This window comes from Pseudanabaena sp. PCC 9330 (assembly GCF_055795045.1).
The window spans coordinates 32,030-58,186 of record NZ_JAYFES010000062.1; the positions used below are offsets into that span (position 1 = coordinate 32,030).

Below are 26,157 nucleotides of genomic sequence, written 5' to 3' on the forward strand. Positions count from 1 at the left end.
TGAAGCAGATTACCATTCCTGTAAGCAGCTTGCCGTTAAAGTAGCCAGCTCAGATCGTTGAACCTGTGCCGTAAAACTTTGCGAGAGCATTGATCTACAACACTCTAGAGCTGGTCGCGATCGGGGCGATAGGGCGGCATGCCCGGATCGCTGCGATAGCGATCGTTGTACTCTCCCCGGCTCTTGGGCGGGCGACGACGGCGCAGGCGATCATCGCCAGGTCTCGGGGTGCCGTAGCCATCGGGACCGTAGGGGCCATCTTGTGGGCGATCGCCCATGGGACGATCTAGGGGGCGATCGCCTGTGGGTCGATCTAGAGGGCGATCTGCCGGTCGATCTAGGGGCCGATCTCTAGGGCTGTCGTCGCGCCGCATAGGGCGACCGTCGCCATAGACATCAGCGTTATAAGGGGGTCGGCTTGGCTCACCTCTACCCTCCAGCATCGGTCGCGGACGACTGTAGGGGTCAGTTGGGCCATAGTCACGCCGGTCTAACTCTGCCCGTAGGCTAGGGCGGTTATCAGGAGGGTAGGCTCGGGGGCGACCACCTCGAGCCGGGGGGCGATAGCCACCGCCATCAAATTCGCCATCGACTTGAAAGTTAGCTTTAGCTAGGGGCTCCCTGGAATTGATATTTTGAATCATCAGCGACACCAACATGCCGACCATCAGCATCTGCTGAAATGAAGAGAGCACGTCAAGGTTCAGGTTGGCGAGCAGAAACAACCCAGACAGCAAAAACAGAATGGCATAGACTTTATCGACATCGCGCTCGTAGCCGGGCTTGAGCCGATCTAAAAAGAACAGCGCCACGCCGCAGATCACCATAAAGATGCCCAGCAGCAGGGGGACGGGGGTACCAAAATTCACGGCAAATTCCTCTTAGGCGATCGCCTCTGCCAACCGAATACGCTAATTCTAACGGACTTAGAGAGTTCCAAAGACTATAGCTGTAAAAAGGGCTCAACAGTCGAGCCAACCAAATAGTGCCCAACCATTAAGCCCTTGAGCTGTCTCTGACCCAGGCCAGAGGACTTATTTCTCCTAGCGGCTGCGCTGAATCTTGTCGCGCTGGCTTACAAACACCAGAAAAATGGTGGCCGGAACAATAATGATCACGGCACCAGCGAGAAGGCTTAGCAAGAAGTTGGTTAAAGACGGTGTCATATCGTTTGATCCTGATTAGCGATTGAGGCCAATTGTTAATGACTATTATTGATCATTATTGGCCAACCTATAGCGGTCAACCCATCTGACCTCTCTCTTTAGCCTGAGCGTCAGACAACAAAAGCCATCCAGCGGGCTTTCCCGCACCGTCGAGATGGGCAGCAGCCCGCCAGTAAAGCCTTAGAATTGGAAAGCAGAGTTTTCGGAGCTTGACCTGTGGCTACCACCCAAATACTAAATCTAGGCGTTAGCCTGTCGCTGGGGCTAATGACCTTGCTATTCATTTTTCGCATTGTGCTCACCTGGTACCCCCAGGCCGACCTCTCCAAGCTACCTCTGTCCCTAGTGGCTTGGCCCACAGAGCCGCTGCTGGTACCTATGCGCAAGCTGGCCCCTCCCATCGGCGGCGTAGACATCGCTCCTGTTATCTGGGTGGGCATTGTCACACTGTTGCGCGAAGTTTTAGTGGGTCAGCAGGGGCTACTGCGCATGATGGGCTAAAGTTCCTCGTCTGATAGCTCTCGATTGTCTAGGGTTAGCTCTAGGGTCATTGGCTCTGCCTCGGCGGCGGCAGCCTCTAGAGGCACGGGCTCAGCTGCAGCTTCTTCCTGCTTCGTTTCGAGATTGAGGGGAATGCGTAGGGGTTGAGCCTGTTCTTGCTCTTCTGCCATGGTGGGCAGCGATTCGATCAAATCATCTAGCGGGCGAGGAATGACCATGACGGCGTGCAGTTCACCAATGCGCTCGGCCTCATGGATGCCAGCTTCGATGGCGATCGCCACGTTGGGCAACGACCCTCGGATCAAAATTGTGCAGAGCCCTTCACCGATAGCCTCGTGGGACATCAGCTCCACATCTGCTGATTTTGTCATGGCATCGGCGGCCCCCACCATGGCCGGAAAACCACGGGTCTCTAGCAGGCCGATGGCCTGACTGCCCAGCTTATTGCCCCCCTCTCGGCGCAGTTGCTCCCAGCGGACGCAGATGGGCAGCACCGCTTCTAAGTTGGGCAACGGGCGTGGAATTAGACTAGATGAAGACTGCTGGCCATTCTCTTCTACGGCTTCGACCCCGGCAGCAACGGCCATACGCACATTGGCAATGCCACCGCGCACGATCGCCGTGCAATGTCCGCCGCCGGTTTTCTCATAGCCCACCAGCAGCACATCGGCGGCCTTGAGCATAGCATCAGCCGCCCGCACCACCACCGGAAAACCCGTCGCCGACACCATGCCCAGAGCAGTCCCGCGATATCTGTCGCGCCGCTCGGCCTCAGCAGGCTGGGGAGCTGGAGTAGCCAGAGTTAGGCGTTTTTGAGCAGGCTTGAGGTCGATGGGCGAGGCGATCTGGCCGTCGGGTTGCATAGAGTGCCTCTGCACAGGGGTATCCATCTCTCCATTCTACGGCCTGTTCTCTGGTGTCGCGCCAATGGTAGCGCTATTGATAGACTGTCGCTGGGGAAATAGGGTTTCTAGCAGGCGACTTACCTGGGTTTTGCCGTAAACCTGCGAGCCGTTTTGGCTGGGGCTGTCTTGAGCACTGCCGTTCTGAACGCCGTCGTTCTGAGCGCCGTTTTGCATCGGGCCAGCCTGAATCGGGCTAGGTTGCTTAAAACGGCTGGTGCCAGCGGCGACATCCACCGGCCCGTTGGCAACCTGACCACTGGCGCTGGTGACCAACGGATCAGGCTGTCGGCCTGCTGAGCTCTGGAGCCCATTGCCTGAAGCAGGCTGGCTCGGATCGCCCACCAAAGACCCAGATCGTACAACCTGAGTAGCCCCTACCCTGGGGTTGATCACAGTGCTGTTAGCCGCGATGCAGGTATGTTGACCAATGATGCCATGGCCTACCACTAGTACGCCACTGCCTAAACTAGCCCCTACACCGATCGATAGATCGCCGTTACGAGCCTGTACCACTACATCAGCCCCTAAACAAACACCCGCCGCAACAATTAAGCGACAGCCAGGCTCAGCGCCCAAAATGACCCCAGGGGCGATCGCCACCCCAGGCGCTATATCCACATCTCCCTGGATATGAACGTTGGTGAACTGGGCGATCGCCTGAGCCGGTACAGCCACGGTCAAAGTTCGCGCTCGGGATAGGTTAAGGACGCTGAATCGTCGCCTCGTAGACCCGCTTTTTCACCTTCGGGTCAGTGCCAATCAGACGCAAGTACTGGCCAGAATGGTGGCGAAGCTGAGCATCTAGGGCTGTGAGAATATCAGAAGCTCGATTGCCCTCCAGGATACCCACGGTCTGCCATGCCCCGCTCCGATAGCGGCGTACATCGGCGCTCTCTAGGCTGAGCCGACAGCCCTGGTTAAAGAGCTGCTGCACCTGCTGCACCACCTCTGGGGGCAGACCACCTACAGGAGCCGACCCATTGCTGGCATGGCTGCTAGGGGCGGAATAAGACTGCGTTGATGGATAAGATGGCGATGGCGCAGCAGAACTTTTGTCGCCAGGTCGCTGGATGGTAATAGCAGCGATGCGCCGCTTGGCCTTAGGATCAATGCCAAAAATCCGCACGTAATCGTTGGGGTGCTCGGCCATACAGCCATTGATGGCAGCCATCACATCCCCCTCATGGGTGCCGGTGATGGGCCTACAGGTCTGCCACACATTGCTACTGTAGCGGCGGCTGTCGGCGTGCTCAGTGCCAATGTGGTAGCCCTGGCTGAGCCACTGGCGCACCTGCTGAGCTATTTCCCCAGAAGCCTGGGGCGCACCACCACTAGACCCCGTTGCTGCGTAGGATGAACTCGACCCGCCGCCAGATCTAGATGGAGCAGCCGGAGGGTTGCCACCGGGGCGTTGAATAGTAATCGGAGCGACCCGACACTTGGCCCGAGGGTCGATGCCAAACAGGCGCACATATTCTCCAGAGTGCTCGGCTAGACAGCGCTCTAGGGCAGAAAAGACGTCCCCCTCCCGAGAGGACTCAATGGGGCTACAGGTTTGCCACACATTGCTGCTGTAGCGACGGCTGTCGGCGTGCTCGGTGCCAATGCGGTATCCCTGGCTTAAGTACTGACGCACCTGTTGCACGACTTCAGGTGCTAAGGAACCGTTGACCGAAGCTGTGGCAGGGCGGTAGGCACCATTGCTAGTAGGGGCGCTGCCGCCGCTGGCGGCTACGGGCTTGCCGTCAGCTCGCTGAATGGTGATTGGGGCTACCCGCTGCTTGACTCGGGGGTCAACGCCAAACATGCGCACATATTCTCCAGAGTGCTCGGCTAGACAGCGCTCTAGAGCTGCCAGCACCTCTGACTCTCGGTGCGACTGAATGGGGCTGCAGGTCTGCCAAACCCCGCTGCGATAGCGGCGTACATCGGCGTGCTCGGTACCAATGGTCAAACCCTGGGCCAAATATTGGCGGGCTCGCTGAACCACATCGGGGGGTAGCAGTTGAGAAGTCATAGTGCCTAATCCATCGCGTTCGGTTGGGTGTGCTGCGCTGTAGGTTGCGCCATCGGAAGGGGGTGACCAAACTGGCCTCACTGGGATAGCCGGGCCAGGGGTGCCAGAAAGTTCTCTAATCAAAGCAATATCAGTAGGGCCGACATCGGGTAGGGCGTCGGCTTGGTGCTGCTGGGTAATGACCGAGCCAGAGGGCACTAGCTTACCCGACGGGATCTCCACATCTTGTACAAGGGCATGCATCATGACGACACAGCCAGCCCCCAGTCGAGCGTTAAAGATGGTAGAGCGAAAGCCCACGTAGCAGTCAGCACCGATGTAGACCGGCCCCTGCACCAGCACCTTGTAAGTGATCAAGGCGCGATCGCCCACCCAAACAGCGTAGGGAGAGCGGTTGTCTCCCAGAACCCGCCCCTGCCCACGGCCATAGACTGCGGCCCCTTCTTGGAGACTGCTGTCTGCTCCCAGGTGCACCGAAGCCCCAGCATCAGCACAGACAGTCACTCCTGCTGCCAGGGTCACTCCTGCTGCCATCGCCACCTGGCCCTGCACCTGAGCCAGGGGATGCACTCCCGCTGGCTGCTGACCGCTGGAATAGCCCTGCTCTGATACCGCTACCTGGGACGGAGATACCGCTGATGTGCGGATCGCCATTGCCTAAATCCTCCAAAACTATCTCTAGCCGGTGACCTAGACCACCCAGCCCAATGGAGTTGAGAATGAGCTCAACACTAGGTTCACTGTGGCTGAAGCCACAGTGAACCTAGCCAAAATCGTCCCGCTTGTTGTAGAGGTTGCCATCGTCAAGACTGACGGTATCAACGATCGCAATCACCGCTGCATCTACTGGACGATTTTCGTAGCCGTGGTGCTGACGAGCTCCACTCCCCTGAGTGATGAGCACCCACTCCCCAGGGCCAGCACCGACTACATCGGCCGCTACCGTATAGTCAGGTAGCAGATCGCCAGCTTCGCTAATTAACTGCACCAGCAAAAACTTAACGCCGCTTAGGGTGGGCTCTTTGCAGGTACTCACCACGGTGCCGCGAACCTTGGCCAAGAGCATAGCGACCTATCTGCCGTAGGGGCGAATACCGCTGACGCTCTCACGGAACTGCTCTACCGCTTCGGTATAGCGAATGGGCAGCACAAACTCAAGGTTTTCGTGGGGACGAGCAATGATGTGGGTAGACAGCACCTGCCCACCATTAACCCGCTTGACGTTCTCAATACCAGCGGCAACCGAGGCTTGCACCTCAGACACATCGCCCCGAATAATTACGGTGACGCGACCACTGCCAATTTTTTCGTAGCCTACCAGAGTAACCCGGGCGGCCTTGACCATGGCGTCAGCCGCTTCTACCACAGCGGGAAAGCCCAGGGTCTCAACCATGCCAACTGCAATTGCCATACTGTTATATGCCTTTCTTCAAAAATTACGAGAGTTCAAAACGAGACCGCTGCGGGCTTGCCCTAGCCTATTGCCAAAGCCTGGACAGCCCCTAAAACCCAAAATAAACAGGCTCACAAAAATAGCCTTCTCAGACTTAAAGCCTAAGCCCTAGGTACGAAACTGCTCTACTGCTTCGGTGTAGCGAATGGGCAACACAAACTCAAGGTTCTCGTGAGGACGGGCAATGATGTGAGTCGACAGCACTTCGCCACCGTTAACCCGCTTGACATTTTCAACGCCAGCCGCAACCGAGGCCTGCACCTCAGACACATCGCCCCGCACAATTACGGTGACACGGCCACTGCCAATTTTTTCGTAGCCTACCAAGGTAACCCGTGCAGCTTTCACCATCGCGTCAGCCGCTTCTACCACGGCCGGAAAACCCAGGGTCTCAATCATTCCAACAGCAATCGGCATAGTCGAATCTCCTTGATAAATTTTAGGCGACTTGAGGCTTATCCGGCGTTCTCTAACACTTTCACAAGCGCTAAAACACAAGCGCCAAAAACTCGCCCCGAAAACCAAAGGCGGGGATCAGCCCTGAAAAAGCGAAGCTTCAAGGTTGCCTAAAAACTCTTGATGACAGATTAAGCATAGGTGTCCGTAGTCCCTTTTGCAATATAAGCCTCAATGATTGTTGCTAATGTTGAGTATTATTAAATCTTATATTACAAAGCTTTTTTATTCGTAATCAATGTACAGGTTATGGGGTGCCTGCTCATTTCATGGTAACTAGCTATTCGAAGGTTGCGCTTTCTGGCGATGGGTGGGGTCATCTCAGAGTTTGGTTCCTCCGCCACATGTCGGCCAATGTCTTTGAGGAAGTTGTTGCTGAAATAGAACACTCAACTCGTTGGTCTGACCTCCGAAGCGCTCCAGAGAATCAGGTAGAATAGCAAAAAAGCTCTGGAAATCAAGGCCTCAGCGCTTGATGGGTAGAGCTTGCAAGGGCTGAGGTCTTTTGTTTGCGCCCTGGGCTGGGTAATGTCTCTTGCCCCATGGGGCAGTAAAGGCGGTGGGGTACTAGGCCACTCACTTTGGCGCCTGAAAGCTGGCTCTTGAGTCAAGCCAATAGGCCTCTACTCGATGTCACCCATGTCCTTGAGTGGTCGTGTGCGCTGGTAATAGGCGGGCTGGGTCACCGTTCAAAAGACTGAGGAGCAGTCGGCTCTGGGGTCAGGTTCAAAATTTGGGATTTTTGCGGCCTAGGCTTGCTCCAGGGAAAAGCCTCTAGGCACACAAATGAGCCCCAAGCACGAGAGGTAAGGTGTTGTCGAGAGCGTCAGGATGACCCAATTTTTTGTCGAAACTAGTTGGCTACTCCCGGTTTATGGCCTGATCGGGGCAATGCTGGCGCTGCCTTGGGCAATGGGGCTGATTCGTCGTACTGGCCCTCGCCCTGCGGTCTATCTAAATATCTTGATGACTCTGGTGGCCTTTGGTCACGGTCTGATGGCCTTTCGAGGCATTTGGACTGAGGGGCCGCGGATGTTGCTCTACCCCTGGTTTGACTTTGCCGATTTGCACCTGACCCTGGCCTTCGATATTTCTTTACTCAACCTGGGGGCGCTGGAGTTGATTACGGGCCTGAGCCTGCTGGCTCAGGTGTTTGCCCTGGGTTACCTGGAGAAAGACTGGGCACTGGCCAGATTCTACGGGCTCATGGGCTTTTTTGAGGCAGCTATGAGCGGTCTGGTGCTGAGCGGTTCGCTGTTTGTCTCCTACTCGTTGCTGGAGATGCTGACGCTGTCTACCTATCTGCTGGTGGGGTTTTGGTTTGCCCAGCCCCTGGTAGTCACCGCTGCCCGTGATGCCTTTTTGACCAAACGCATTGGTGACGTGCTGCTGCTGATGGGGGTGGTGGCCCTGGCCTCACTGACTGGCAGTCTCGACTTTAACGATCTGTACGAGTGGGTGAAGGTTGAAACCCTGTCCCCTGCCCTGGCTACCTTGCTAGGATTGGCCCTCATCGCCGGGCCGATTGGCAAATGTGCCCAGTTTCCCCTGCATCTCTGGCTTGACGAGGCCATGGAAGGGCCAAACCCCGCATCAATTTTGCGCAATTCTGTGGTGGTCACTTGTGGTGCCTATGTTCTGATTCGACTCCAGCCGATCGTAGTATTGTCGCCAGTGGCCCTGGGCACACTGGTGGCAGTCGGTACAGTGACCGCAGTGGGAGCATCCCTGGTGGCTCTGGCCCAGGTTGATCTCAAGCGCACCTTTTCCTATTCCACCAGTGCTTATCTGGGGCTAGTCTTTATTGCGGTGGGTACTGAGTGGCCGGGGGCGGCGATCGCTCTGCTGCTCACCCACGCCATAGCTAAGGCGCTGATCTTTATGGCGGTAGGCGCGATTATCACCACCACTAACTGCCAAAGTCTTACGGAACTGGGCGGGCTGGGGCGAAAAATGCCCGCCACTACCCTGGCCTACATCTCTGGTGCCCTGGGTATGGTGGGGGTTGTGCCCCTGGGCTGCTTCTGGGGTCTGCGCATGGGGGCCGACTTTTTGCACGGCGACTACCCTCTACTGGCAGCGGTGTTCTTTTTGGTAAATGGGCTGACAGCGCTGAACCTGACACGGGTGTTTAGGCTGGTTTTCCTGGGCGATGCTCAGCCAAAAACCCGCCGCGCACCGGAGGTGCCCTGGCCGATGGCCGTGCCCATGGTCACCCTCTCGGTGGTGACGCTGTTGGTGCCCGTCATCATGGGCAAGCTGGCTCTGCTGCCCCCGCTGGAATATATTGACTGGCCGGTAGCCCTGCTGATGTTAGCTACAGGCTGGGCCGGGGTGATTGTCGGGGCAACGGCACCGTTGTCGAGGTCGCTGGCGCGATCGCTCAACCGCCCTGTGCGTATTGCTCAAGACTTGCTGGCCTACGACTTTTATACCGAGCGTCTTTACGACAAAACCGTAGTGGCGGCGGTGTCTAGCCTAGCCAACTTCAGCAGTTGGTTTGACCGCTACGTGGTCGATGGCCTCGTGAATGGGGTAGGGCTGGCTTCACTGTTTGGCGGCGAAGGCCTCAAGTACAGCGCCTCGGGCCAGTCGCAGCTCTATCTGCTAACCATTTTTGCCGGGGTGGGGCTGTTGGGAATTTTCATGACCTGGACACTTTGGTAACCGCTAACGATGCTGACTGCACTGATTTTAATTCCGCTGGTGGGGGCGCTGGCGCTGATTATTTGGCCCGGCAAGCTAGAGTCGCAGACGGCCAAGGTTGTCGCCATTGCCAGCCTGGTGGCCACCCTCGCAGTGCTGGCAGTGCTGGGCAGTCAGTTTGAGCTGACGACGCCAGGGTTTCAGTTTGAGGAGCTGCTACCCTGGGTCGAGCCCCTAGGGCTGAGCTACCGATTGGGCCTAGATGGGCTGTCGCTGCCATTGCTGGTAATTAACAGCCTGCTGAGTATTGTGGCGATCTACATTACTGACCCCAAGCTCCATCGAGTGAGGCTTTACTACGTGCTGCTGTTGGTGATCAACAGCGCCGTAGCCGGAGCTTTTCTGGCGGCTAACCTACTGTTGTTTTTTATCTTCTACGAGCTAGAGCTGATCCCGCTGTATCTGCTGATCGCCATCTGGGGCGGCGCGCGGCGCGGCTATGCAGCCACTAAGTTTCTGATTTATACCGCCCTGTCGGGGATTTTGATTTTGGGGGCATTTTTGGGTCTGGTGTGGCTATCGGGCAACGCCAGCTTTGACTACAACAGCGACCTGGCCACTGCCCTCAGCCTCAGCCAGCAGGTCGGCCTGCTGGTGGCGCTGCTGATCGGCTTTGGTATCAAAATTCCGTTGTTTCCCTTTCACACCTGGCTCCCTGATGCCCACGTAGAAGCCAGTACTCCGGTGTCGGTGCTGCTGGCGGGGGTGCTGCTCAAACTGGGCACCTACGGGGTGGTGCGCTTTGGCCTGGGTCTGCTGCCCGAAGCCTGGATGGCCCTCGCCCCCTGGATGGCCACCTGGGCGGTGATCAGCGTGCTCTATGGATCGCTGGCGGCGATCGCCCAGACTGACATGAAAAAAATGGTGGCCTACAGCTCCATTGGCCACATGGGCTACGTGCTGCTGGCGGCGGCGGCCTCTACCCCGGTGAGCATTGTAGCCACTGTGTTTCAAATGATCAGCCACGGGCTGATTTCGGCGCTGCTGTTTTTGCTGGTGGGGGTAGTGTACAAGACCACAGGCACCCGCGATCTGAACGTACTGCGTGGCCTGCTCAACCCGGAGCGGGGGTTACCCTTCGTGGGCTCGATGATGATTCTGGGGGTGATGGCCAGTGCTGGCATTCCTGGCATGGTGGGCTTTATCTCTGAGTTCCTGGTATTTCGAGGCAGCTTTTTAATCTTTCCGGTACAGACCCTGTTGTGTATGGTGGGCTCAGGGCTGACGGCAGTGTACTTTTTGCTACTGGTGAACCGGGCTTTCTTTGGCCGACTGGCGATCGCCGCTCCCACCAACGCGCCTCAGCTCGATATTGTGCTGCCCTCAGTTCCCTGGCGCGATCGCGCCCCAGCCCTGGGCCTGGCGGTGCTGATCATTGCCTTTGGGCTTCAGCCCAACTGGCTGGCCCGCTGGAGTAAACACACTACCCTGGTACTCCACGAGCCCTATCAGGAGTTTGTGGTAGGTGAGTCACGCTTTACCCCAACAAATTCAGCGGCATTGCCCAGCACCGTAGCCGATACCCTGCTGACTGCGCCCACCTTTGCCCCTAGCTTTGAGGTCTCACTGCCATGACCAAAACCCTGACTGTGCCAACACCTCATCCCCTAGAGCCCTTTATCGATCGGTTGCTCAACGCCGAGGCGCTGCTGCCCGACTCCGAGACTAACGTGTTAGAGGTGGTGGGCATTCTCAAAAGCTACGGGGTAGTACTCGACGCCTACTCCGACAACTTGATCTACATTGCTGATCACCAGTTTCTGGTGCTGTTTCCCTTCTTTAAATATTTCAACGGCAAGGTCACCCTGCCCCAGCTGCTGCGCCACTGGTGGCACGATCGCATCAATTTTGAGTACGCCGAATACTGCATGAAAACCATGCTCTGGCACGGCGGCGGCAAAATGGATGAGTATCTCGACAGCGAGGAGTTTTTGGGGCTCTGCCAAACCGCCGTTGCCGCCAAAATTAAAACCAACCCTCTGATCCGCAGCCTCCACGGCATCTTTCCCGATTTTTTACCCGAGCAGGTGCGCCAACTCGCCTACTACAGTGCCCTGGGCCAATTTTGGCGGGTGATGAGTGACCTATTTATCGACCTGTCTGATGCCTACGACGCGGGCCAGGTGCAGACTATTCCCGAGGTGGTGGCCTTTGTCAAGGCAGGACTAGTTGCGGCAGCAGCTAACCCCATCACCTACAGCGTCGCGATCGACGGCAAAACCTACGACCTCATGCCCCAATCGGCGGGGCTGACTTTTTTGATGGATGTGGCAGTGCCCTATGTAGAGGCTGTGTTCTTTCGCGGCACGCCTTTTTTGGGTACGGTATCGTACAACGCCCAGGCGGGCCAAATCTCTCCGGAGCAGGGTCGCTTTGACTACGGCGCGCTCTACGCCGACCCACTGCCCATCGGTGGAGCAGGCATTCCCCCCACCCTGTTGATGCAGGACATGCGCCACTACCTGCCCAACTACCTGGCAGCGTTCTACCAATCTAGCGGGCGGGGGCTGGACGATGTGCGAGTCAAGATTTGCCAGAGCTTTCAAAAGTCAATGTTCTGCGTCACCAGCGCTTCGCTGCAAGGGCTGCTGCCTCACCCCGCCGATACCCAAGACCCAACCGAGCAAGCCGCCAACCACGCCTTCCTCGCCGGGTGGATGGATCGTCTCGCAACTTCGCGACTAGACGTTGTGCAGCTGTAAAAAATGTCATTTTATTCTGTAATGATCAAGAATGATCAAGGCAACCAGTTTTCGTCTAGGGCTTGTTCTAAGGTGAAGTCTGGCTCTTGAGGAACCAGCTTTGCATTCAACTCACTAGCCTCTAAAAATAGCTTTCTGCCGTTTTTGTATTGTTTGGCAAAGTTGCTTTCTAAAAAGGACTTCAAGCTTGGGCTGGCTTCCAAATAGGCTTGAATCTCTAGACGAAAGTTTCTCAATTCTAACTTCCAGCCTCTCAGGCAGTTTTCTCGTTCAGTTTCCCAATACTTAACTTTGAGAAGGTGTTCACAGAGTCTCCTAAGATAGCTGGAGACAGCATGTTTTTCAATTCTCCCCAAGCTTTCTATTTCCTCAATTAGGTTTTCTAGGTCAAGGCTCGAAAAATTGTGCGATCGCAGCTGCATCACCGTCTGATCTAACCAAAGCTGGTAGTCAGCGTCGTATAACAACAATGACTTTACGTTTATCCTGGAGGTCATAATTTAAGCCCTCTGGTGACTACAGGTGGTGAGGTGGCTAGACCTAACTCCATCAGGAAGGAGGTTCGCCTATTATAGCGACGGCCACAACCTACGGGTTGAGTCACCAACCCAGTAGCATTAGATTAGGGGGTTCAAACACTTGAGTTATCTGTATTGTGCTGTGCCTGGTTGCGATCGCGTTCGGCCAGCTGCAGCAACATTTCTTGGTGAATTTGGCGGGTGATGGGGTAGAAACGAGTCAATAACATCGACATTACCAGCAGCACCATCGGCACTGGGCCAATAAAAATGCGAATTGCCAGCAGGGCCGAATCGGGCTGTACCGTGGCCTCGCTGATAAACCCCGAAAATTGCAGTGCCAAACTGACTAAAAACAGCCCCAGGGCTAGCCCCACCTTTTGCAATAGCGTCATAAAAGCGTAGAAAATGCCCTCCCGTCGCTGGCCGGTTTTGATCTCGTCTAGCTCAATCACGTCGGGCAGCATAGCCCAGGGCACCACGTAGGCAGTGGCCACTCCAAAGCTAATGAAAATACACAGCAGGTAGAGGGCTACCACCTGCCCCGGCTGCACAAAAAACAGCGCAATCTGGGCAATAATCCAGATACCGATGCCGATGTAAAACACCTCCTGCTTACCCAGGCGACGGCTGAGGTAGTTGACCACCACCATCATCAAAATAGCGGTGCCCTGCACCAGTAGAGCCGCTAAAAAGTACGAGTCAAGCCCCATCCAAAAGGTGGCGTAAAAAGGGATGATGCTGGCGGTCATTTGCAGGGCCAGCCAGGCAAACAGGTAGATGCCCACCACAAACATAAAGGCCCGGTTGGCAAACACCACCTTAATTTGTTCAATAAAAGGCAGCGCTGGTTCCTCAGTGGGAGCTGGTTGCAGGGCGTTGCGCTGCACGGCGTAAGGGTAGGTGCCCCACACACACCACAGCAGTGGCAGCACCGACAGCACTGAGCAGATGCCTCCCAGTACTAAGTACTGCTGACGCTGGTCGGCAATCGCTTGGGTGATCACGAGGCCGAGGCCCAGGGCAGCGATCGCCCCAAATAGAGACGACCCTAGCCGAAAGGCTGTCAGCTCGGTGCGCTCGTCGTAGTCTTTAGTGAGTTCAGCGGTGAGGGTGGTGTAGGGCAGGTTTACCACTGTGTAAAACACCTGAAACAACAGCGACATCACCACGTAGTACCAAAACCGGGCGGTGTCACTCTCCCACCCCGGCACCACCCAAGTGAGAAAAAACGTCACCCCAAACGGAATTGCCCCCAGCACAATCCAGGGGTAGCGGCGGCCCCAGCGGGTACGGGTCTTATCGCTCAAATAGCCGATAAACGGGTCGTTGACCGCATCCCAAATGCGCCCGATCGCCAGTACTGAGCCCGCCGCCACCGGGCTCAGCCCCGCCGCCGTCGTTAAAAAGATCAAAAACGAAAATGCCAGCAGGTTGGCGGTCATCCCCGGCCCAATGTCTCCGGCCCCAAAGGCTAGCTTGCCCGCTAGGGAAAACTTCGGGGGGGCAGCGGGGGGGGAAGGAACATTAGTAGCCATGGGTTACCTTGCCTATGGGATAACAGCCGAACAACAATTCAAACGGCGTCCTCAGTGTATTATTTCCCCATCGCAGATTGCCCTACACCAAGTCCAGCTTAGGCACTGTAGCGCGACGGTGGGCAAAACTCCACCGCTGGGCTTGAGTTTGAGCTGCGGGACCAGGCAGGGCAGGGGGGATGCGATCGCATTTCGGGGCGTATCTCGGGGCGCATTCTAGGGTCTGAATCGATTTCACTGGAGGGGGAGCATGGCTGATTTTTACGTAAGTTGGGACGATTACCACCGCGATATCGAAAAGCTAGCAGTGCAGATCTACGAGTCGGGCTGGGAGTTTAACCAAATTGTCTGCCTAGCCAAGGGTGGCCTGCGCATTGGCGACACCCTCTGTCGCCTGTTCGATGTGCCTTTGGCCATCTTGTCTACCGCCTCCTACGGCGGCACCGATGGCCGCACCCGAGGGTCGATCACCTTCTCCCGCGACCTCAGCATGACCACTCCCAGCCTGGGTAGCCAGGTGCTGGTGGTCGATGACTTGGTCGACTCCGGCTACAGTCTGAAAAAATCCTTGGCCTGGCTGCACCACAAGTATGGCTTCTACATCGAAGACGTACGTACAGCGGTGCTGTGGTATAAGGCCGAATCTATCGTCAAGCCCGACTACCATGTGGTCTATCTGCCCGACAACCCCTGGATTCATCAGCCTTTCGAGCACTACGAAACCATGACCCCAGCCGAACTGGTGGCTAGTTATCAGCCGGAGCCGTCGGTCTAGGTAACGCCTTTTGAGGTGACGATTCTCTCGGTTTAAGCTCAATTTGGGGCTGGGCGGCAGATGCCTCTGAGGGGCCAGAGATGCGTTGGTACCCCCAGCAGCCAAGCACTGTCAGGGCCAAGGTCAGTGAGATCACGCCGCCAGCACGACAGAGTCCGTGAATGGTCTTAGATGCTCTCAGAGCAGTGAGATAGTCACCTCGCTGATAGGCCTGACGCAGGTTCATGGCGCAGGCCAGAGCCGGAATGCCCAGCGGCGGAAAAATCACAAAGGCAGTCAGCAACACCCGATGCCACCGAGCCGGAGGGCAGGGTTGTCCCTGAAACACCTTATAGTGCCCCTGCCACTCCACCATAGTTTGGGCTTGGGCGGTGAGGTCAAAGCTATGAATATGGTCTAGCTGCCAAGTGATCAGCAGAGTGCGAATCTGATCGGGCAGAGTGAAATAGTTGATACCGACCCCCACCGGACGTTGAAGCTGAATGGAGACCGTGCCCTCCTCAATGTGAGCCGCCACGGCGACCTGATCGAGCTGGAGAGCCGCCTGGAGGCGATCGGAGAGTAGGCGATCGCGCTCAGTCTGCTGCAAGTCGTACAGTTTGACCCGCGCCTGGCCCAGGTTGAGATCGTTGCACAGGGCCAGCGCCCAGTCGCGGGCGGCAGCAGTGGGCTGGCCCATCTGCTCGTAGGTGTGGCCCCGGTGGAGGTAGGCCTCGGCCAGGTTTGGGTTAGCGGCAATGGCCTGGCTAAAGTCAACCAGGGCAGCATCATAGCGCTGCTGTCGCAGGTATAGCAGCCCTCGGTTGTAGTGAATGAGGGCATGGTGGGGCTGATGGCGGAGGGCGATCGCCCAGTCGGCTAGGGCTAGGTTCTCCTGTCCCCGCTGGCAGTAGAGTAGGCCTCGGTTGCCGTAGGCCTTAGCGCAGGAGGGGTCGAGGGCGATCGCTGCCGTGAAGTGGGCCAGGGCCACCTCATGGCAGCCCGACTGCCATTGGGCTTTGCCCAGCTCAACCTGGATATCAGCCGGGCGGGGATGGTGATCGAGCGTCTGGGGCAAGACTTGTAGCGCCGCCTGAAGATTCCCTTTCCTGATCTCAATCAGCGCCCGACGGTAGAGGTAACGGGCCTGCTGACGGCGTAACCAGGGGATGAGAGGGGTGACCATAGGGGGCAGATCGGGGAGAGGCGACTTTTCTCCATCATTCCCTGGAAAGCTGAGCCTTTCATCCTAGGGTTACAAGTTCGTAATGGGATCAAGTCTGGTTTAAACCTAGCCCTAGGCCTCACTATTGCTAGCCTCGGCAGCCTTGAGCGCTACTGAAGCAATGGCCAGGGTCAATCGAGCCTGATCTACGTCTGAGAGGTTGTCCCAGGCGGTGGTGGGAATCGCACGCAGATTCAACTCTACAATTTCGCCCCGGCCATCCCGCAAAGAGTAGGCCAGGGGCCGAGCCAGCACAGCCAGGTCTGCTGCATCCCAGTCGGGCAGCAGGTCATGGACGCAGGTCACTAGCCGATCGATCAGCGGCTGCCCGCTGCGGGCCAGGGTGGTAGCCGCCGTAGCCAGGCTTTGCAGCAGCCCGAGGGGCAACCGATCTTGAAACTGGCGAATTTGCTCAAGAATAGCCTCGGCAGACTGGGCTAGATCGCCTCCGTTGGCCGAAGGAGCCAACTCTGCAATTTGAGCTGAGAGAGTCTGCCAACCCGCCGCGATCGCAGCGTTTAACTCATCCTCCACTAGGGCGTCAAACTCTGCTTCTAAATGGGTCAGATAGCCCTCGGCCTCAGCCTCTAAGGGCTGCCACGGATACACCGCTTCAGAGGAAAAAATACTGGCGAGCAGGTCGTGTTCAACGGTCATGGCAGCCTCGGAGGCAGGATTAGGAGTAGAGGATGATGGATTCATAGCGTTAACGAATAGATGCACAGGATGGTTGTCAGGGAAAGGCTACTCGACTAGGCCTTACTGCCGCCGGGGGGGCGATCGCCCTAGCCTTACCTGACAAGAGTGAATACACCGCGCCCCTGGGCGATTCCGTACAGAGTGAACAATTTTGCCGATTGGCTAGCACGGCGACGACGACTTGGGGTTACCCTCGAGGGTAAATTCCATCAGCTCCCCTTCCCGACTGCCAAACTGCAGGGTGGTGCCCAGGGGCAGCGGTACCTCGGCCCGGTGCACATGGTGCCAAGTACCTCCATCGCAATAGTAAGAGCCATAGCGGGAGCGATCGCGCAGATAGTAGCGGGTCTCCTGCACCCCATTGGCGAACTGATTACGACAAAAAATTTCGGCATGCTGCCCCGACACCCAGGGTTCTAAGATCACCAAATCATTGTCGGGCAAGCGCCCCACCCTCAGGTAGCCGTCAAAGAGCCGCCACAGGCGGGCTGGGGTTTGCTGACAGCGCAGCACTGCCAGCTGGGTCGACGGGGTCGCTTCCCCCGGCATCTGGGTCACCGCCTGGGCCGCCTCACGCAGCAGATGGCCCTCAAAGTTGGGATGCTGGTAGAGCACCGGCAGGCTCCAGGCGGGGTGATTAAACCGGTAGGCGGTGAGCAGGTGTTGGCGCGCCTGGGCCACCGCCTGGGCCACCGCCTGGCGTTCGGCCAGCCCCCGCGCCAGCACCTGAATAAAGCTTAGCGCCTCCTCGTCGGCGATCGAGTCGCGCATGGCCAGCACCGCCGGCACCCCGTGGTGCAGCAGCACCTCCGCCAGACTGCTGCGGGGAATCACCTGCTGCTGCTGGAGGTCAGGCTGGGCACCCCAGCAGGTGTTAAACACCGCCAGACGAATACCATTGCGGGCCAGCCCCTGGGCCAGCTCGGTGCCGCTGAGGCTGACCTGCTGCTGGAGAAACAGCAGCCCCCCATCGGGGGCGGGTACCCCGTGGCCAGCGTAGAAAAATACGTTAAAGTAGCCGGTCTCTAGCGCCTGGAGCAGGGTTCTAGCGTCAGGCTCTACCAGGGTTTGCACCTGGCAGACCACCGGGCTGGTGCCCTGGTAGCCCAGGCGCGAGGCGCTGAGTTCAAGCAGTTGCTTCAGCGCTTCGGCCTCCTGGGGAAGCTGGAGCAAATTGTCTGCGTTACCGGTACCAGCAGCGCCTGGGTCATCTTGGCCCAGCACCAGCAAAATCCGCAGGGAGGTATCGAGCTCTACCTCGGGCAGAGGCTCCACAGTGCTAGTGGTGCGACTAAACAAAATCTGTGGCCCCAGAGAAAGGGCTGGGCAACCCGGCTCGGGCTGCATGATCTCCCAGGGCAGGCTAATTAACTCTGGAGGGCGTACATCCAACCGCAGCTTCAGCGGTCGATTTTGGCCAATAGCGATGCCTAGACTGCGCTCTAGGGTCTGGCGAATCGGGCCATCGAATAGCCATGCCCACAGGCTTACCCCCAGCCCCTGCATCAGTCGCCCAGTGTAGCCGCCCGCCTCTGCCCCCGGAGCAACCCGATCGAGCAGGTCATCGAGATGAAACTGGGGCACATAGGCGGAGGGCACGTGGGGCACCGGCGGCAGCCCCCGGAGCGAGAAAAATTGCTGCCAGTTATCCCAGAGCTGCGCCATCTGTCCATCCCAGATGCGATCGTGGTGGGCATAGCCACCCGGAAATGGACTCTCTAACACCCAAATAGCGTAGTGGTTGGAGTCAGCCTGGGTAAGGCAATCAATGGCAATACTGAGAGTAAGGGCATCGGACGACAGCATAGGCAAGTGTCAGGCACAGGGCCGGGCATCCGGACAGAAGGACTAGGGAATACAGCGATCGGCTTGGGCCGGAGTAACTAGCTCCAAGAAAGCAGTAGATCGATAAAGCTGGCGCGTCTGCACCCAGCCTTCATCTCCCGGAGCCGAGAGTTGCTGGTTGAGATCGGGGCCGGTGGGCTCTAGCACCGTGGGCTCAGAGCCAGAGTCTGTTTCCTGAGGACGTTGATCGAGGGATATACCAGAAGGAATTGAGCAGACCTGCAGCCGCACCCAAGCCGTATTATCTACCGCCGTTTGACGGCTAACAACTCTAAGAATGCTGCCAGTGGCAACCGGCGGCCTTGCCGCTGCCCCTAGGGGTAGCTCAGGCTGACCCAGCAGCTGAAGCGGCTGTTCGCTAGCCTCAGCTACCTGCCAAAAAGACCCCACTGGCACGTCCACCGTAGCCGCCAGAGCCGCACTGGGTAGCGGCTGACCCGACAGACCGGGCCATTGGAGCCCTAGGGGCTGAAGGGCAACGGGCAACGGCTGGCGACGACCTAGGGCCAGCGCACCTGCCCCCAAGATCGCCAGAACGGCAGCTATGCCTCCCAAGAACGGCAGCCAGGCAAGTCTGAGCCGAGGTGGAGGCCCAGCCAGATCAGTGGGGGCAGCTATATGGGTGCGCGCCGACTGATCGGCAGAGGGGATGTCGTCAGCGGTTGCGGCGGGGTCTGCTGTCGTCTTAAGGCTATGGTTTGGCAGGGTGGGCAGGCTGGCAGGCTGGGGTCTAAACCGCATGAGCCCAACGGTGACGTTGTCATGACCGTTCAGCCGGTTAGCCTGGGCAATCAGATCGGCTACCGCAGGGCCCAGGGGAGCATTGGCTGTCACCAGAGGGGCAACCTGCTGAGGGCCCAGGGCATCAACCCGGTCGTAGTCGCTCAGGCCGTCAGAGCACAGCACCAGCACGGCAGCATCGTCGATCAACAGATGCTGTACCGCTGGGTAAAGGTAGCCCGAGTCGCTAATGCCCAGGGCTTGAATCAAGGCACCACCGCTGGGCAACTGGACGGCTTCGGAGTAAAGCGCATAGCCCTGCTGCGCTTCCCGCGAGGCGACATCGTCGTCAACGGTAATTTGGTAGCAGGTTCGGGGGCTAATGCGGTAGGCACGGCTGTCGCCAACGTGAGCGATAGAGACGTAGGGAAAGTGCACCAGGGCCAGTACCACAGTGGTACCCATGCGGGCTCGGGCCGATCGGTTTTCGTCGTTATTGCGGGTGGAGATGGCGTCGTTGGCCAAAATCAGCGCCTGCTTGAGCCGCTGAGCGATCGCCTCTGGGGAGAGACCTGGAATCTGGCCCAAAGGCTCAAGCTCTTGCTGGAGCAGCTTGATAGCGGTCTGAGACGCTACATTGCCCTGCTCATGGCCACCAATGCCGTCACACACGAGCAACAGGGGAGGACTATCGGCACCGCTGGAGCCGCTCAGGTGTCGCTGGCGGGTCTCCTGGATCGGATAACAGGCATCTTCGTTGCGATCGCGGCTGGGGCCCTGGTCGGTATTGGCAGACCAGTCTACAGTCACCCGCAACCCCTGGGCCAGCGATTGAATCGCCCCCTCGATTTCCGCCACCAGCGCCGTTGCCGAGGTCAGGTTTCCCACTGTCAGTTCGTTGATTAACCAGCGGAGGTAGGGCACCACGGTCGGCTGGGCGGTCGCCAGCAGCCCCTCCCATTGGTGACCCAGGTCTGCCAAGGTCGGCACTGGCCCATCGCCGATGAGCTGAGTTAGCCGCAGCAGGGCTCCGTCAACCCGCAATTCTGCTTGCTTGAGCAATGTGCTGGTGACCCGCTGGGCCGCCAGCTCTGGCCAGAGCACAGCAATCTGGCGTAGCCAGTTCAACTGCTTCAGCCCTGAACCTCTAGCCCAAGCTTCGGACAGCGAGGGCAGCAGCAGGGCTTTAACCTGAGCTGGCTGATCATGGCGATCGCCTGGGCGATCGTGCTGAACGGCGATAGGAGCCATATCCAGCAGCAGCAGCGGTGACTCTAGCCCTGACTGCTCGGGGGTCAAGTAGGCGTAGGGACGAGGCACATGCTGGGCTAGATGAAACAGCTTCAGGTAAGGCATTACCTGAGCTGGCACCTGCTCCGGGGTAGGAGGTGCCAGCTCAGGACGGGTATCGAGCCAGAGGCGACGGCTCTGCACCAAAAACCTACCTGCAACCAGCGTGCCCGGCTGAACTGCAAGGGAGGAATCGATGACCGCCAGCAAAAACCGGTACAGCAGAGGAGTCCCGCAGACTTTACAGTTGGCAGCGGGAAGGGTCGCCATTGAGCGGCAGGAAGGGTTAAAGCACTGGATCACGATCCTAGGGGTGCGGAGGGACAGGTGATGAATACTCTCAATGGTATCTGACCCTGGGAGATGTCTTCCGAACCTAACCCAAAGGGGTGGTGTGTTGACAGCGCCGATCGCCTCTTCAGTCTTGCCCGCAGTGCAGATTTCCCAGGAGGCAGATTTGCCCAGAGACCACCAACCCTAACCGGCCGCTGATCGATCGGCCTCGATCCGAGGCAGGCCCATACTGTAGTTGAGGGCACGACTCTTGAGATTGTAGCTAATGGCCCCCTGCTGCAAAAGTTGCCGAATAAAGTGCTCTAGATCAGAGCCAATACGCCGCAGGTTGTAGTCGGTGAGGTCTTCGCCAGCGGCGGCATCTACCAGACGGTCAAACTCTGCGTAGACAGATTTGACCGCCTCGTCGGGCCAGTTAAACTCGTTGTCGGGGTCGATGTCTAAGGTGAGCTTGTTGTCACTGGGCACTAGCTCGTTGTTGGCGACGATCGCAGTATAGATATGAACGTGGCGGGTGGTGGATTTGAGCATCATAGCCAGGTCTTATCCCTCAAAATAGTGTTCCTGCCAGGGCTCCCCGCAGGAGATCGCTGATGTGATTGTATAGCAATGCCCCATCTAAAACAGGTCTTTTTTGCCCCTCAACCGGGCAAAGGTCTGCACCGCTGAGGAGCTGGCCATGGCCCGTTGCAGATCGGCATCATCCCAGCGCAAAAAGGGGTTGGTTTGTAGCTCTAGCCCCAGTTCGGTGGGCACCGTGGGCAAATCTTGCGATCGCGCTGCCTGCACCGCCTCCAGACGCTCTTGTAGGGGGGCATTGGTGCGATCGACGGTGACAGCAAACCTGAGGTTGTTGAGGGTGTACTCATGGGCGCACCACACCCAGGTGGTAGCTGGCAGCCGCCGCAGCTTGCCTAACGACTCCACCATTTGCCGGGGGGTGCCCTCAAACAACCGACCACAGCCCCCGGCAAACAGCGTATCGCCACAAAAGAGATTGCCCCAGCCACCCGACTCAACCGCAGGAAAGTAATAGGCGATGTGGGCGCGGGTGTGGCCGGGCACATCAATGACCTCAGCTTCGCGCTGCCCAAATACAATGCGATCGCCCTCGGTCAAAAACTGCGTCTGCCCAGGTATACGACCCCGATCTGCTGCCCCACCGTAGACCTGGGCCTGGGGGAACCGCTCCAGTAGCTGTTGATTACCCCCCACATGGTCACTGTGGTGGTGAGTGTTAAAAATGGCGGTTAGAGTCGCCCCTAGTCGATCGATCTGCTGTAACACCGGAACCGCATCGCCAGGGTCAACCACTGCTACCTGCCCCTGACTAGGATCGTGAAGTACAAAAATATAGTTGTCGCGAAAGGCCTCTAACCGATAGATCTCCATCTCAATTCCTTGGTCTACGCCATTTTTTCCGTAACTTCTCCCTAGAGGGGATACCCTTAATCAATATTTAATGGAACTTTGCTGAAACTTTATCAGGTATTCAACCGTAACCCTTAGACACCGGGCAAGCTAGAGATAGAGAAAACTGTAGTCAAAGCTACAACTTTCTCTACGGTTTTTACCCTGTCTGTGGGTCTCAGCAGGAAGTCCTAACTTATTCGCCCTAGTGATGCACCCAAATTATTTGTAGGATGCATCACCGCGCCAGCGTAGCGCCCTGGTCTTGCCGTGCGTTAGACAATCGCCACAGCACAATCTACAGCACCTTTATAGACCCTTAATTAGCAAGCTTATACCCATCGTCACGCCTACTCAGGAATCGCAATTATATGGTGTCATCTCTACCCCAAAATCAGGCCTCAGATATTCAGTCTCTGATCAGTTGTGCCATGCAGGAGGGAGTATTAAGACGGCGAGACCACCTGACCCTGGCCACCGCTATGCTGAGCGATGCTACGCTGACTGCCCGCGATCGCCAGCACATCAACCAAGTGTTCGACGGCCTTCGCACCGGTCGAGTACGCCTGGCCGACTAAAGTCTCCAGGCTGAGAGATCTGCGCTCTGGTCAACCCCAGGGCGCTTTTTGCTTTTACAATTTGCTTTGATACCGCATCCAAATTCCACACCCCAATTCCCAACCAGCAAACCTGTAGGGCGTTGGCGTAGCCTGGCCAGAGGCCTGACCGCTGTTCGCCCTGCTAAATAGAAGGCAGGCGAGCAGGGTTTGGTATGACAACCTGTGCCGAGGCGGCAGCGGCCTGGGTTCTAGACGGGTAAATTTCTGAATGCCAATTTCCAGGGGTTAGCACCTTGCGCCAAAGACGCCCCCGCCATGGCGAAACCATTGCCGAAGAAAACTACCGACGCACCCGACGACACCTGATTCGTGGCGTCATTGCCTTGGGCCTGGTGGTGCTTGCGGGGATGTTCTGGTACCGCTTTATGGAAGGATGGAGCTGGCTCGATGCCACCTACATGGCGGTGATCACCCTCTCTACCGTGGGGTTTGGCGAAATTAACCCCCTCAGTCCCAGAGGGCGACTGTTCACCATTGGGCTGATCATGACGGGGGTGGGGGTGATTGCCTACATTCTCAACAACTTTACCGAGGCCATCGTTCAGGGCTATTTCCAGACTGGGTTTCGGTTGCTCAAGCGGCGTAGATTTATGGAATCGTTGACCAACCACTATATTATTTGCGGGTTTGGCCGCACCGGTCGCCAGGTGGCGACGGAGTTTTCTCAAGAGGCAATTTCTTTTGTGGTGGTCGACTCTGACGAAACCTCTGTGCAAGAGGCGCAGCAGCTGGGCTACATCACCCTGCAGGGCGACGCCACCCAAGATCAAGTGTTGCACCAAGCGGGGATACAGCGGGCGCGATGTCTAGTGGCTGCCCTATCTTCTGACGCAGAGAACCTCTACACGGTGCTCTCGGCAAAAACCCTGGCCCCTGAGATTCGCACCATTGCCCGTGCCAGCAGCGAAGAAGCCATGATCAAGCTCCAGCGGGGCGGCGCTGACGTGGTGGTATCGCCCTATATCACCGGCGGCAAGCGCATGGCCGCCGCCGCTCTGCGACCTCAGGTGGTCAACTTTCTCGACGGCATTCTCACCGGGGCCGAGCGCACGGTCTACGTCGAAGAATTTGTACTGGCTCCAGAGGCCTGCCCTGTGATCGGCAAAACCCTGGCCGAGGCACAGCTAGGTCGCCAATCTGGAGCGCTAATTTTGGCGATTCGCCGGGCCGAAGGCAGTTTGATCGTCGGCCCCACCGCCGATACCCACCTCTATCCTGGCGACATGGTGATCACCATGGGCAATACCGACCAGCTGCGGCTGTTGAGCCAGATTATTAGCCCCATTCAGCGCTAATCCCTGAGGATTGGGTTAGAGATCACCGGGGCCACCGGGAGATAGGCAGCTATCCAGCAGCGCAGGTCATGTTTTCTGTATACAGTATTCTTTATATTCTCTTTTTCATTCTCTATAGTGAAGAGGGTCAAGAGGCGCACAACAAGATAGCGATCTGGCGGTGGGGTGCAGCCCAGTACCCATGCCGCCCGCAGCAGCAGTTAGGAGAGGCAAATGTACAACCTCAAGGTGGTGATTGTCGGGGCCGGCATTGGCGGTCTGACTACGGGTATTGCCATGCGCCAGGCCGGCTACCAGGTCGAAATCTACGATCGCGCCCAGGAGCTGCGTCCCGCCGGAGCGGGTATCTCCCTGTGGTCGAACGGGGTCAAGGTGCTCAACAAACTGGGACTGGGCGAGCAACTGGCGGCGATAGGCGGCGAGATGAACGCCATGGAGTATCGCAGCCACACCGACGAACCCCTGAGCTACATCGATTTACACCCGCTGTTTGAGCGCGTGGGCCAGCGACCCTACCCCGTCGCCCGCACTGACCTCCAAAATCTGCTGCTAGAGGCCATTGGCCCAGAGCACGTACACCTGGGTATGCCCTGTGTCGATGTCGAGCAAGACGAGCACACCGCCACCGCCATTTTTGAAAACGGGGAGCGCATCAGCGGCGACTTAGTGATCGGAGCTGACGGCATTCATTCGGCGGTACGAGCCTACGTGGTCGGGCACTGCGTCGATCGCCGCTACGCCCAGTATGTCAACTGGAATGGCCTAGTCAAGGCCGACCCAGAGCTCTGCAAAAAAGACCTCTGGGTGCTCTACGTCGGCGACAGCAAACGGGCCTCAATGATGCCCGTGGGAGGCGATCGCTTCTACTTTTTCTTTGGCGCACCCATGGCAGAGGGCACCCAGGTTGACCCCACCTATCGTCAAGACGAGCTGGCCCAGATTTTTAGCGGCTGGCCGACTCCGGTGAAAAATCTGATCGAGGCGATCGATCCAGAGCAAACCAACCGCCTCGAAATTGGCGACATCGACCCCTTAGACAATCTGGTGAAGGGGCGCATTGCCCTGCTGGGTGACTCGGCCCACGCCACCACCCCTACCCTTGGCCAAGGGGGCTGTCAGGCGATCGAAGACGCCGAGGTGATCACCCGTTACCTCGTGACGACCAATATCGGCGTGTCCGACGCCCTCAAGCGTTATGAAGCTGCTCGTAAAGACCGTACTGCCGATATTGTGATGAAGGCTCGCAAGCGCACCAGCACCATCTACGGCTACGTGCCTGAGGCCACCCAACAGTGGTACACCGACCTCAAGCAAGAGCCCCCCGAGGCAGTGATCAATGCCCTAGCTAAGGTGATTTTGGCCGGGCCAATGGGGTAAGTTACCAGCTCTTGCCACTCTCGCTAAATTTGCCGCTGGCCAAAGCGGCGGGCCAGTTTTGGTCACCCTTGGCGATGTTGCCTGCGACATCACCCTGCCATTTTTTCTGTACATCGGCACTGTAGTTGAGGTAAAGCTTGCCGTCGACAATCTTCCAAGACTCTGGATCTACAGAGGCCAAATAGCCGCTCTTGACGGCCCAGGCGCAGTAGCCACCGTATTGCGGCGCATAGGCTTCGGGATTAGCCTGAAAGGCCGCCAGGTTTTCAGCACTGCTGAAGCGCCAGGTCGCCCCATTCCAGCTAGTTTCGTAGTCGGCTACGCCTTTGACGGCCTTGCCTGCGGTGAAGTAGGCGACTGGGTCAGCCCCGCGAATGGCTAACCCGTCGTAGCTATAGACTGCGGCCTTGGCACCGCTGGCGCTAGCATTGGCAGCGGCACAGGGGTTCGCGGCAGCGCAGGGATTCGCAGCGGCGCAGGGGTTCGCAGCGGCACAAGGATTCGCAGCAGCGCAGGGATCTACCGCTTCTTGAGTGGCGCTACCAGGATTGACCGCAGTAATGGTGCTGCCACAGGCTACAGCACCTAGAGTCAGCAGGGAGGCGATCGCGATCGCACCTAAGTATTGAGTTCTCATGATCCATCTCTACTTCAGAAAGGACAGCA

25 protein-coding genes are annotated in these 26,157 nt (G+C 57.7%); 8 read left to right on the plus strand and 17 right to left on the minus strand.

The features are described 5' to 3' along the window. Nucleotides 1–104: 104 nt before the first annotated feature. Together AC0QKW_RS03390 and psbX are read right to left on the minus strand one after the other, a co-directional pair. Complete coding sequence (locus tag AC0QKW_RS03390) at nt 105–869, minus strand: Ycf66 family protein (RefSeq protein ID WP_473149643.1); 765 nt, start codon at nt 867–869, stop codon at nt 105–107. Nucleotides 870–1,043: 174 nt separating this feature from the next. Next, nucleotides 1,044–1,166, minus strand: a complete 123-nt coding sequence (gene psbX / locus AC0QKW_RS03395) for a photosystem II reaction center protein PsbX (protein ID WP_473149644.1) — start codon at nt 1,164–1,166, stop codon at nt 1,044–1,046. A gap of 267 nt (nt 1,167–1,433) precedes the next feature. Between psbX and AC0QKW_RS03400 the strand changes: the two genes are divergently transcribed. Further along, nucleotides 1,434–1,667 (plus strand): YggT family protein, encoded by a 234-nt coding sequence (locus AC0QKW_RS03400; RefSeq protein WP_473149786.1) that lies wholly within the window; start codon nt 1,434–1,436, stop codon nt 1,665–1,667. Here the strand turns inward: AC0QKW_RS03400 and AC0QKW_RS03405 are convergent. From AC0QKW_RS03405 to AC0QKW_RS03430, 6 genes are all read right to left on the minus strand, one after another. Further along, a complete protein-coding gene (locus tag AC0QKW_RS03405) occupies nt 1,664–2,530 on the minus strand; it encodes a BMC domain-containing protein (protein ID WP_473149645.1) in 867 nt (288 codons plus the stop codon). The two genes, AC0QKW_RS03400 and AC0QKW_RS03405, sit on opposite strands and share 4 nt — an antisense overlap. A 36-nt stretch (nt 2,531–2,566) precedes the next feature. After that, on the minus strand, nt 2,567–3,253 hold the full coding sequence (locus tag AC0QKW_RS03410; RefSeq protein ID WP_473149646.1) for an LbetaH domain-containing protein: 687 nt from the start codon (nt 3,251–3,253) through the stop codon (nt 2,567–2,569). Nucleotides 3,254–3,272: 19 nt separating this feature from the next. After that, complete coding sequence (locus AC0QKW_RS03415; protein ID WP_473149647.1) at nt 3,273–5,243, minus strand: ribulose bisphosphate carboxylase small subunit; 1,971 nt, start codon at nt 5,241–5,243, stop codon at nt 3,273–3,275. Between the two features lie 109 nt (nt 5,244–5,352). After that, nucleotides 5,353–5,655: a EutN/CcmL family microcompartment protein gene (locus AC0QKW_RS03420; protein WP_473149648.1), complete on the minus strand. Its 303-nt coding sequence runs from the start codon at nt 5,653–5,655 to the stop codon at nt 5,353–5,355. Nucleotides 5,656–5,661: 6 nt separating this feature from the next. Continuing rightward, nucleotides 5,662–6,000 (minus strand): carbon dioxide-concentrating mechanism protein CcmK, encoded by a 339-nt coding sequence (locus AC0QKW_RS03425; protein ID WP_017296879.1) that lies wholly within the window; start codon nt 5,998–6,000, stop codon nt 5,662–5,664. A gap of 150 nt (nt 6,001–6,150) precedes the next feature. Then, the gene (locus AC0QKW_RS03430; RefSeq protein ID WP_193966493.1) at nt 6,151–6,459 is read right to left on the minus strand and encodes a carbon dioxide-concentrating mechanism protein CcmK; all 309 of its coding nucleotides are present in this window, start codon (nt 6,457–6,459) and stop codon (nt 6,151–6,153) included. 870 nt (nt 6,460–7,329) lie between these two features. Here AC0QKW_RS03430 and AC0QKW_RS03435 point away from each other — a divergent pair. From AC0QKW_RS03435 to AC0QKW_RS03445, 3 genes are read left to right on the plus strand one after another with little or no spacing between them, the layout of a single operon-like run. Continuing rightward, on the plus strand, nt 7,330–9,165 hold the full coding sequence (locus AC0QKW_RS03435) for an NAD(P)H-quinone oxidoreductase subunit F (RefSeq protein WP_473149649.1): 1,836 nt from the start codon (nt 7,330–7,332) through the stop codon (nt 9,163–9,165). A 9-nt stretch (nt 9,166–9,174) separates the two neighbouring features. After that, complete coding sequence (locus tag AC0QKW_RS03440) at nt 9,175–10,779, plus strand: NADH-quinone oxidoreductase subunit M (protein ID WP_473149650.1); 1,605 nt, start codon at nt 9,175–9,177, stop codon at nt 10,777–10,779. Beyond that, nucleotides 10,776–11,906, plus strand: coding sequence for a CO2 hydration protein (locus AC0QKW_RS03445; RefSeq protein WP_473149651.1), 1,131 nt, complete (start codon nt 10,776–10,778; stop codon nt 11,904–11,906). The genes AC0QKW_RS03440 and AC0QKW_RS03445 overlap by 4 nt, the downstream gene beginning before the upstream one ends. A 35-nt stretch (nt 11,907–11,941) precedes the next feature. Here the strand turns inward: AC0QKW_RS03445 and AC0QKW_RS03450 are convergent, their stop codons facing one another. Further along, nucleotides 11,942–12,403: a DUF29 domain-containing protein gene (locus AC0QKW_RS03450; RefSeq protein ID WP_473149652.1), complete on the minus strand. Its 462-nt coding sequence runs from the start codon at nt 12,401–12,403 to the stop codon at nt 11,942–11,944. Between the two features lie 134 nt (nt 12,404–12,537). Next, nucleotides 12,538–13,962 carry an MFS transporter gene (locus tag AC0QKW_RS03455; protein WP_473149653.1) on the minus strand — a complete coding sequence of 475 codons (1,425 nt, stop codon included), beginning with the start codon at nt 13,960–13,962 and terminating at the stop codon, nt 12,538–12,540. Between the two features lie 250 nt (nt 13,963–14,212). Here AC0QKW_RS03455 and AC0QKW_RS03460 point away from each other — a divergent pair, with 250 nt between their 5' ends. Next, nucleotides 14,213–14,737, plus strand: coding sequence for a phosphoribosyltransferase (locus AC0QKW_RS03460; protein WP_473149654.1), 525 nt, complete (start codon nt 14,213–14,215; stop codon nt 14,735–14,737). Here the strand turns inward: AC0QKW_RS03460 and AC0QKW_RS03465 are convergent. The 6 genes from AC0QKW_RS03465 to gloB form a co-directional block, all read right to left on the minus strand. Continuing rightward, on the minus strand, nt 14,709–15,902 hold the full coding sequence (locus AC0QKW_RS03465; protein ID WP_473149655.1) for a tetratricopeptide repeat protein: 1,194 nt from the start codon (nt 15,900–15,902) through the stop codon (nt 14,709–14,711). The genes AC0QKW_RS03460 and AC0QKW_RS03465 overlap by 29 nt on opposite strands. Before the next feature lie 111 nt (nt 15,903–16,013). Next, nucleotides 16,014–16,598: a hypothetical protein gene (locus AC0QKW_RS03470; protein ID WP_473149656.1), complete on the minus strand. Its 585-nt coding sequence runs from the start codon at nt 16,596–16,598 to the stop codon at nt 16,014–16,016. Nucleotides 16,599–16,802: 204 nt separating this feature from the next. After that, a complete protein-coding gene (locus AC0QKW_RS03475; protein WP_473149657.1) occupies nt 16,803–18,446 on the minus strand; it encodes a CHAT domain-containing protein in 1,644 nt (547 codons plus the stop codon). A 42-nt stretch (nt 18,447–18,488) separates the two neighbouring features. Further along, nucleotides 18,489–20,765, minus strand: coding sequence for a PP2C family protein-serine/threonine phosphatase (locus AC0QKW_RS03480; RefSeq protein ID WP_473149658.1), 2,277 nt, complete (start codon nt 20,763–20,765; stop codon nt 18,489–18,491). Between the two features lie 207 nt (nt 20,766–20,972). Continuing rightward, nucleotides 20,973–21,323: an NAD(P)H-quinone oxidoreductase subunit M gene (ndhM, locus tag AC0QKW_RS03485; RefSeq protein WP_473149659.1), complete on the minus strand. Its 351-nt coding sequence runs from the start codon at nt 21,321–21,323 to the stop codon at nt 20,973–20,975. Between the two features lie 84 nt (nt 21,324–21,407). After that, nucleotides 21,408–22,181, minus strand: coding sequence for a hydroxyacylglutathione hydrolase (gloB, locus tag AC0QKW_RS03490; RefSeq protein ID WP_473149660.1), 774 nt, complete (start codon nt 22,179–22,181; stop codon nt 21,408–21,410). A 389-nt stretch (nt 22,182–22,570) separates the two neighbouring features. Between gloB and AC0QKW_RS03495 the strand changes: the two genes are divergently transcribed. From AC0QKW_RS03495 to hpxO, 3 genes are all read left to right on the plus strand, one after another. Further along, nucleotides 22,571–22,777 carry a hypothetical protein gene (locus tag AC0QKW_RS03495; RefSeq protein WP_473149661.1) on the plus strand — a complete coding sequence of 69 codons (207 nt, stop codon included), beginning with the start codon at nt 22,571–22,573 and terminating at the stop codon, nt 22,775–22,777. A 275-nt stretch (nt 22,778–23,052) separates the two neighbouring features. Continuing rightward, entirely contained in the window at nt 23,053–24,114 is a 1,062-nt protein-coding gene (locus AC0QKW_RS03500; protein ID WP_473149662.1) for a potassium channel family protein, read from the plus strand. Nucleotides 24,115–24,327: 213 nt separating this feature from the next. Then, nucleotides 24,328–25,491 carry an FAD-dependent urate hydroxylase HpxO gene (hpxO, locus tag AC0QKW_RS03505; protein WP_473149663.1) on the plus strand — a complete coding sequence of 388 codons (1,164 nt, stop codon included), beginning with the start codon at nt 24,328–24,330 and terminating at the stop codon, nt 25,489–25,491. 1 nt (nt 25,492) lies between these two features. Here the strand turns inward: hpxO and AC0QKW_RS03510 are convergent, their stop codons facing one another. After that, nucleotides 25,493–26,128, minus strand: a complete 636-nt coding sequence (locus tag AC0QKW_RS03510; protein ID WP_473149664.1) for a YHS domain-containing (seleno)protein — start codon at nt 26,126–26,128, stop codon at nt 25,493–25,495. Nucleotides 26,129–26,157: the final 29 nt, after the last annotated feature.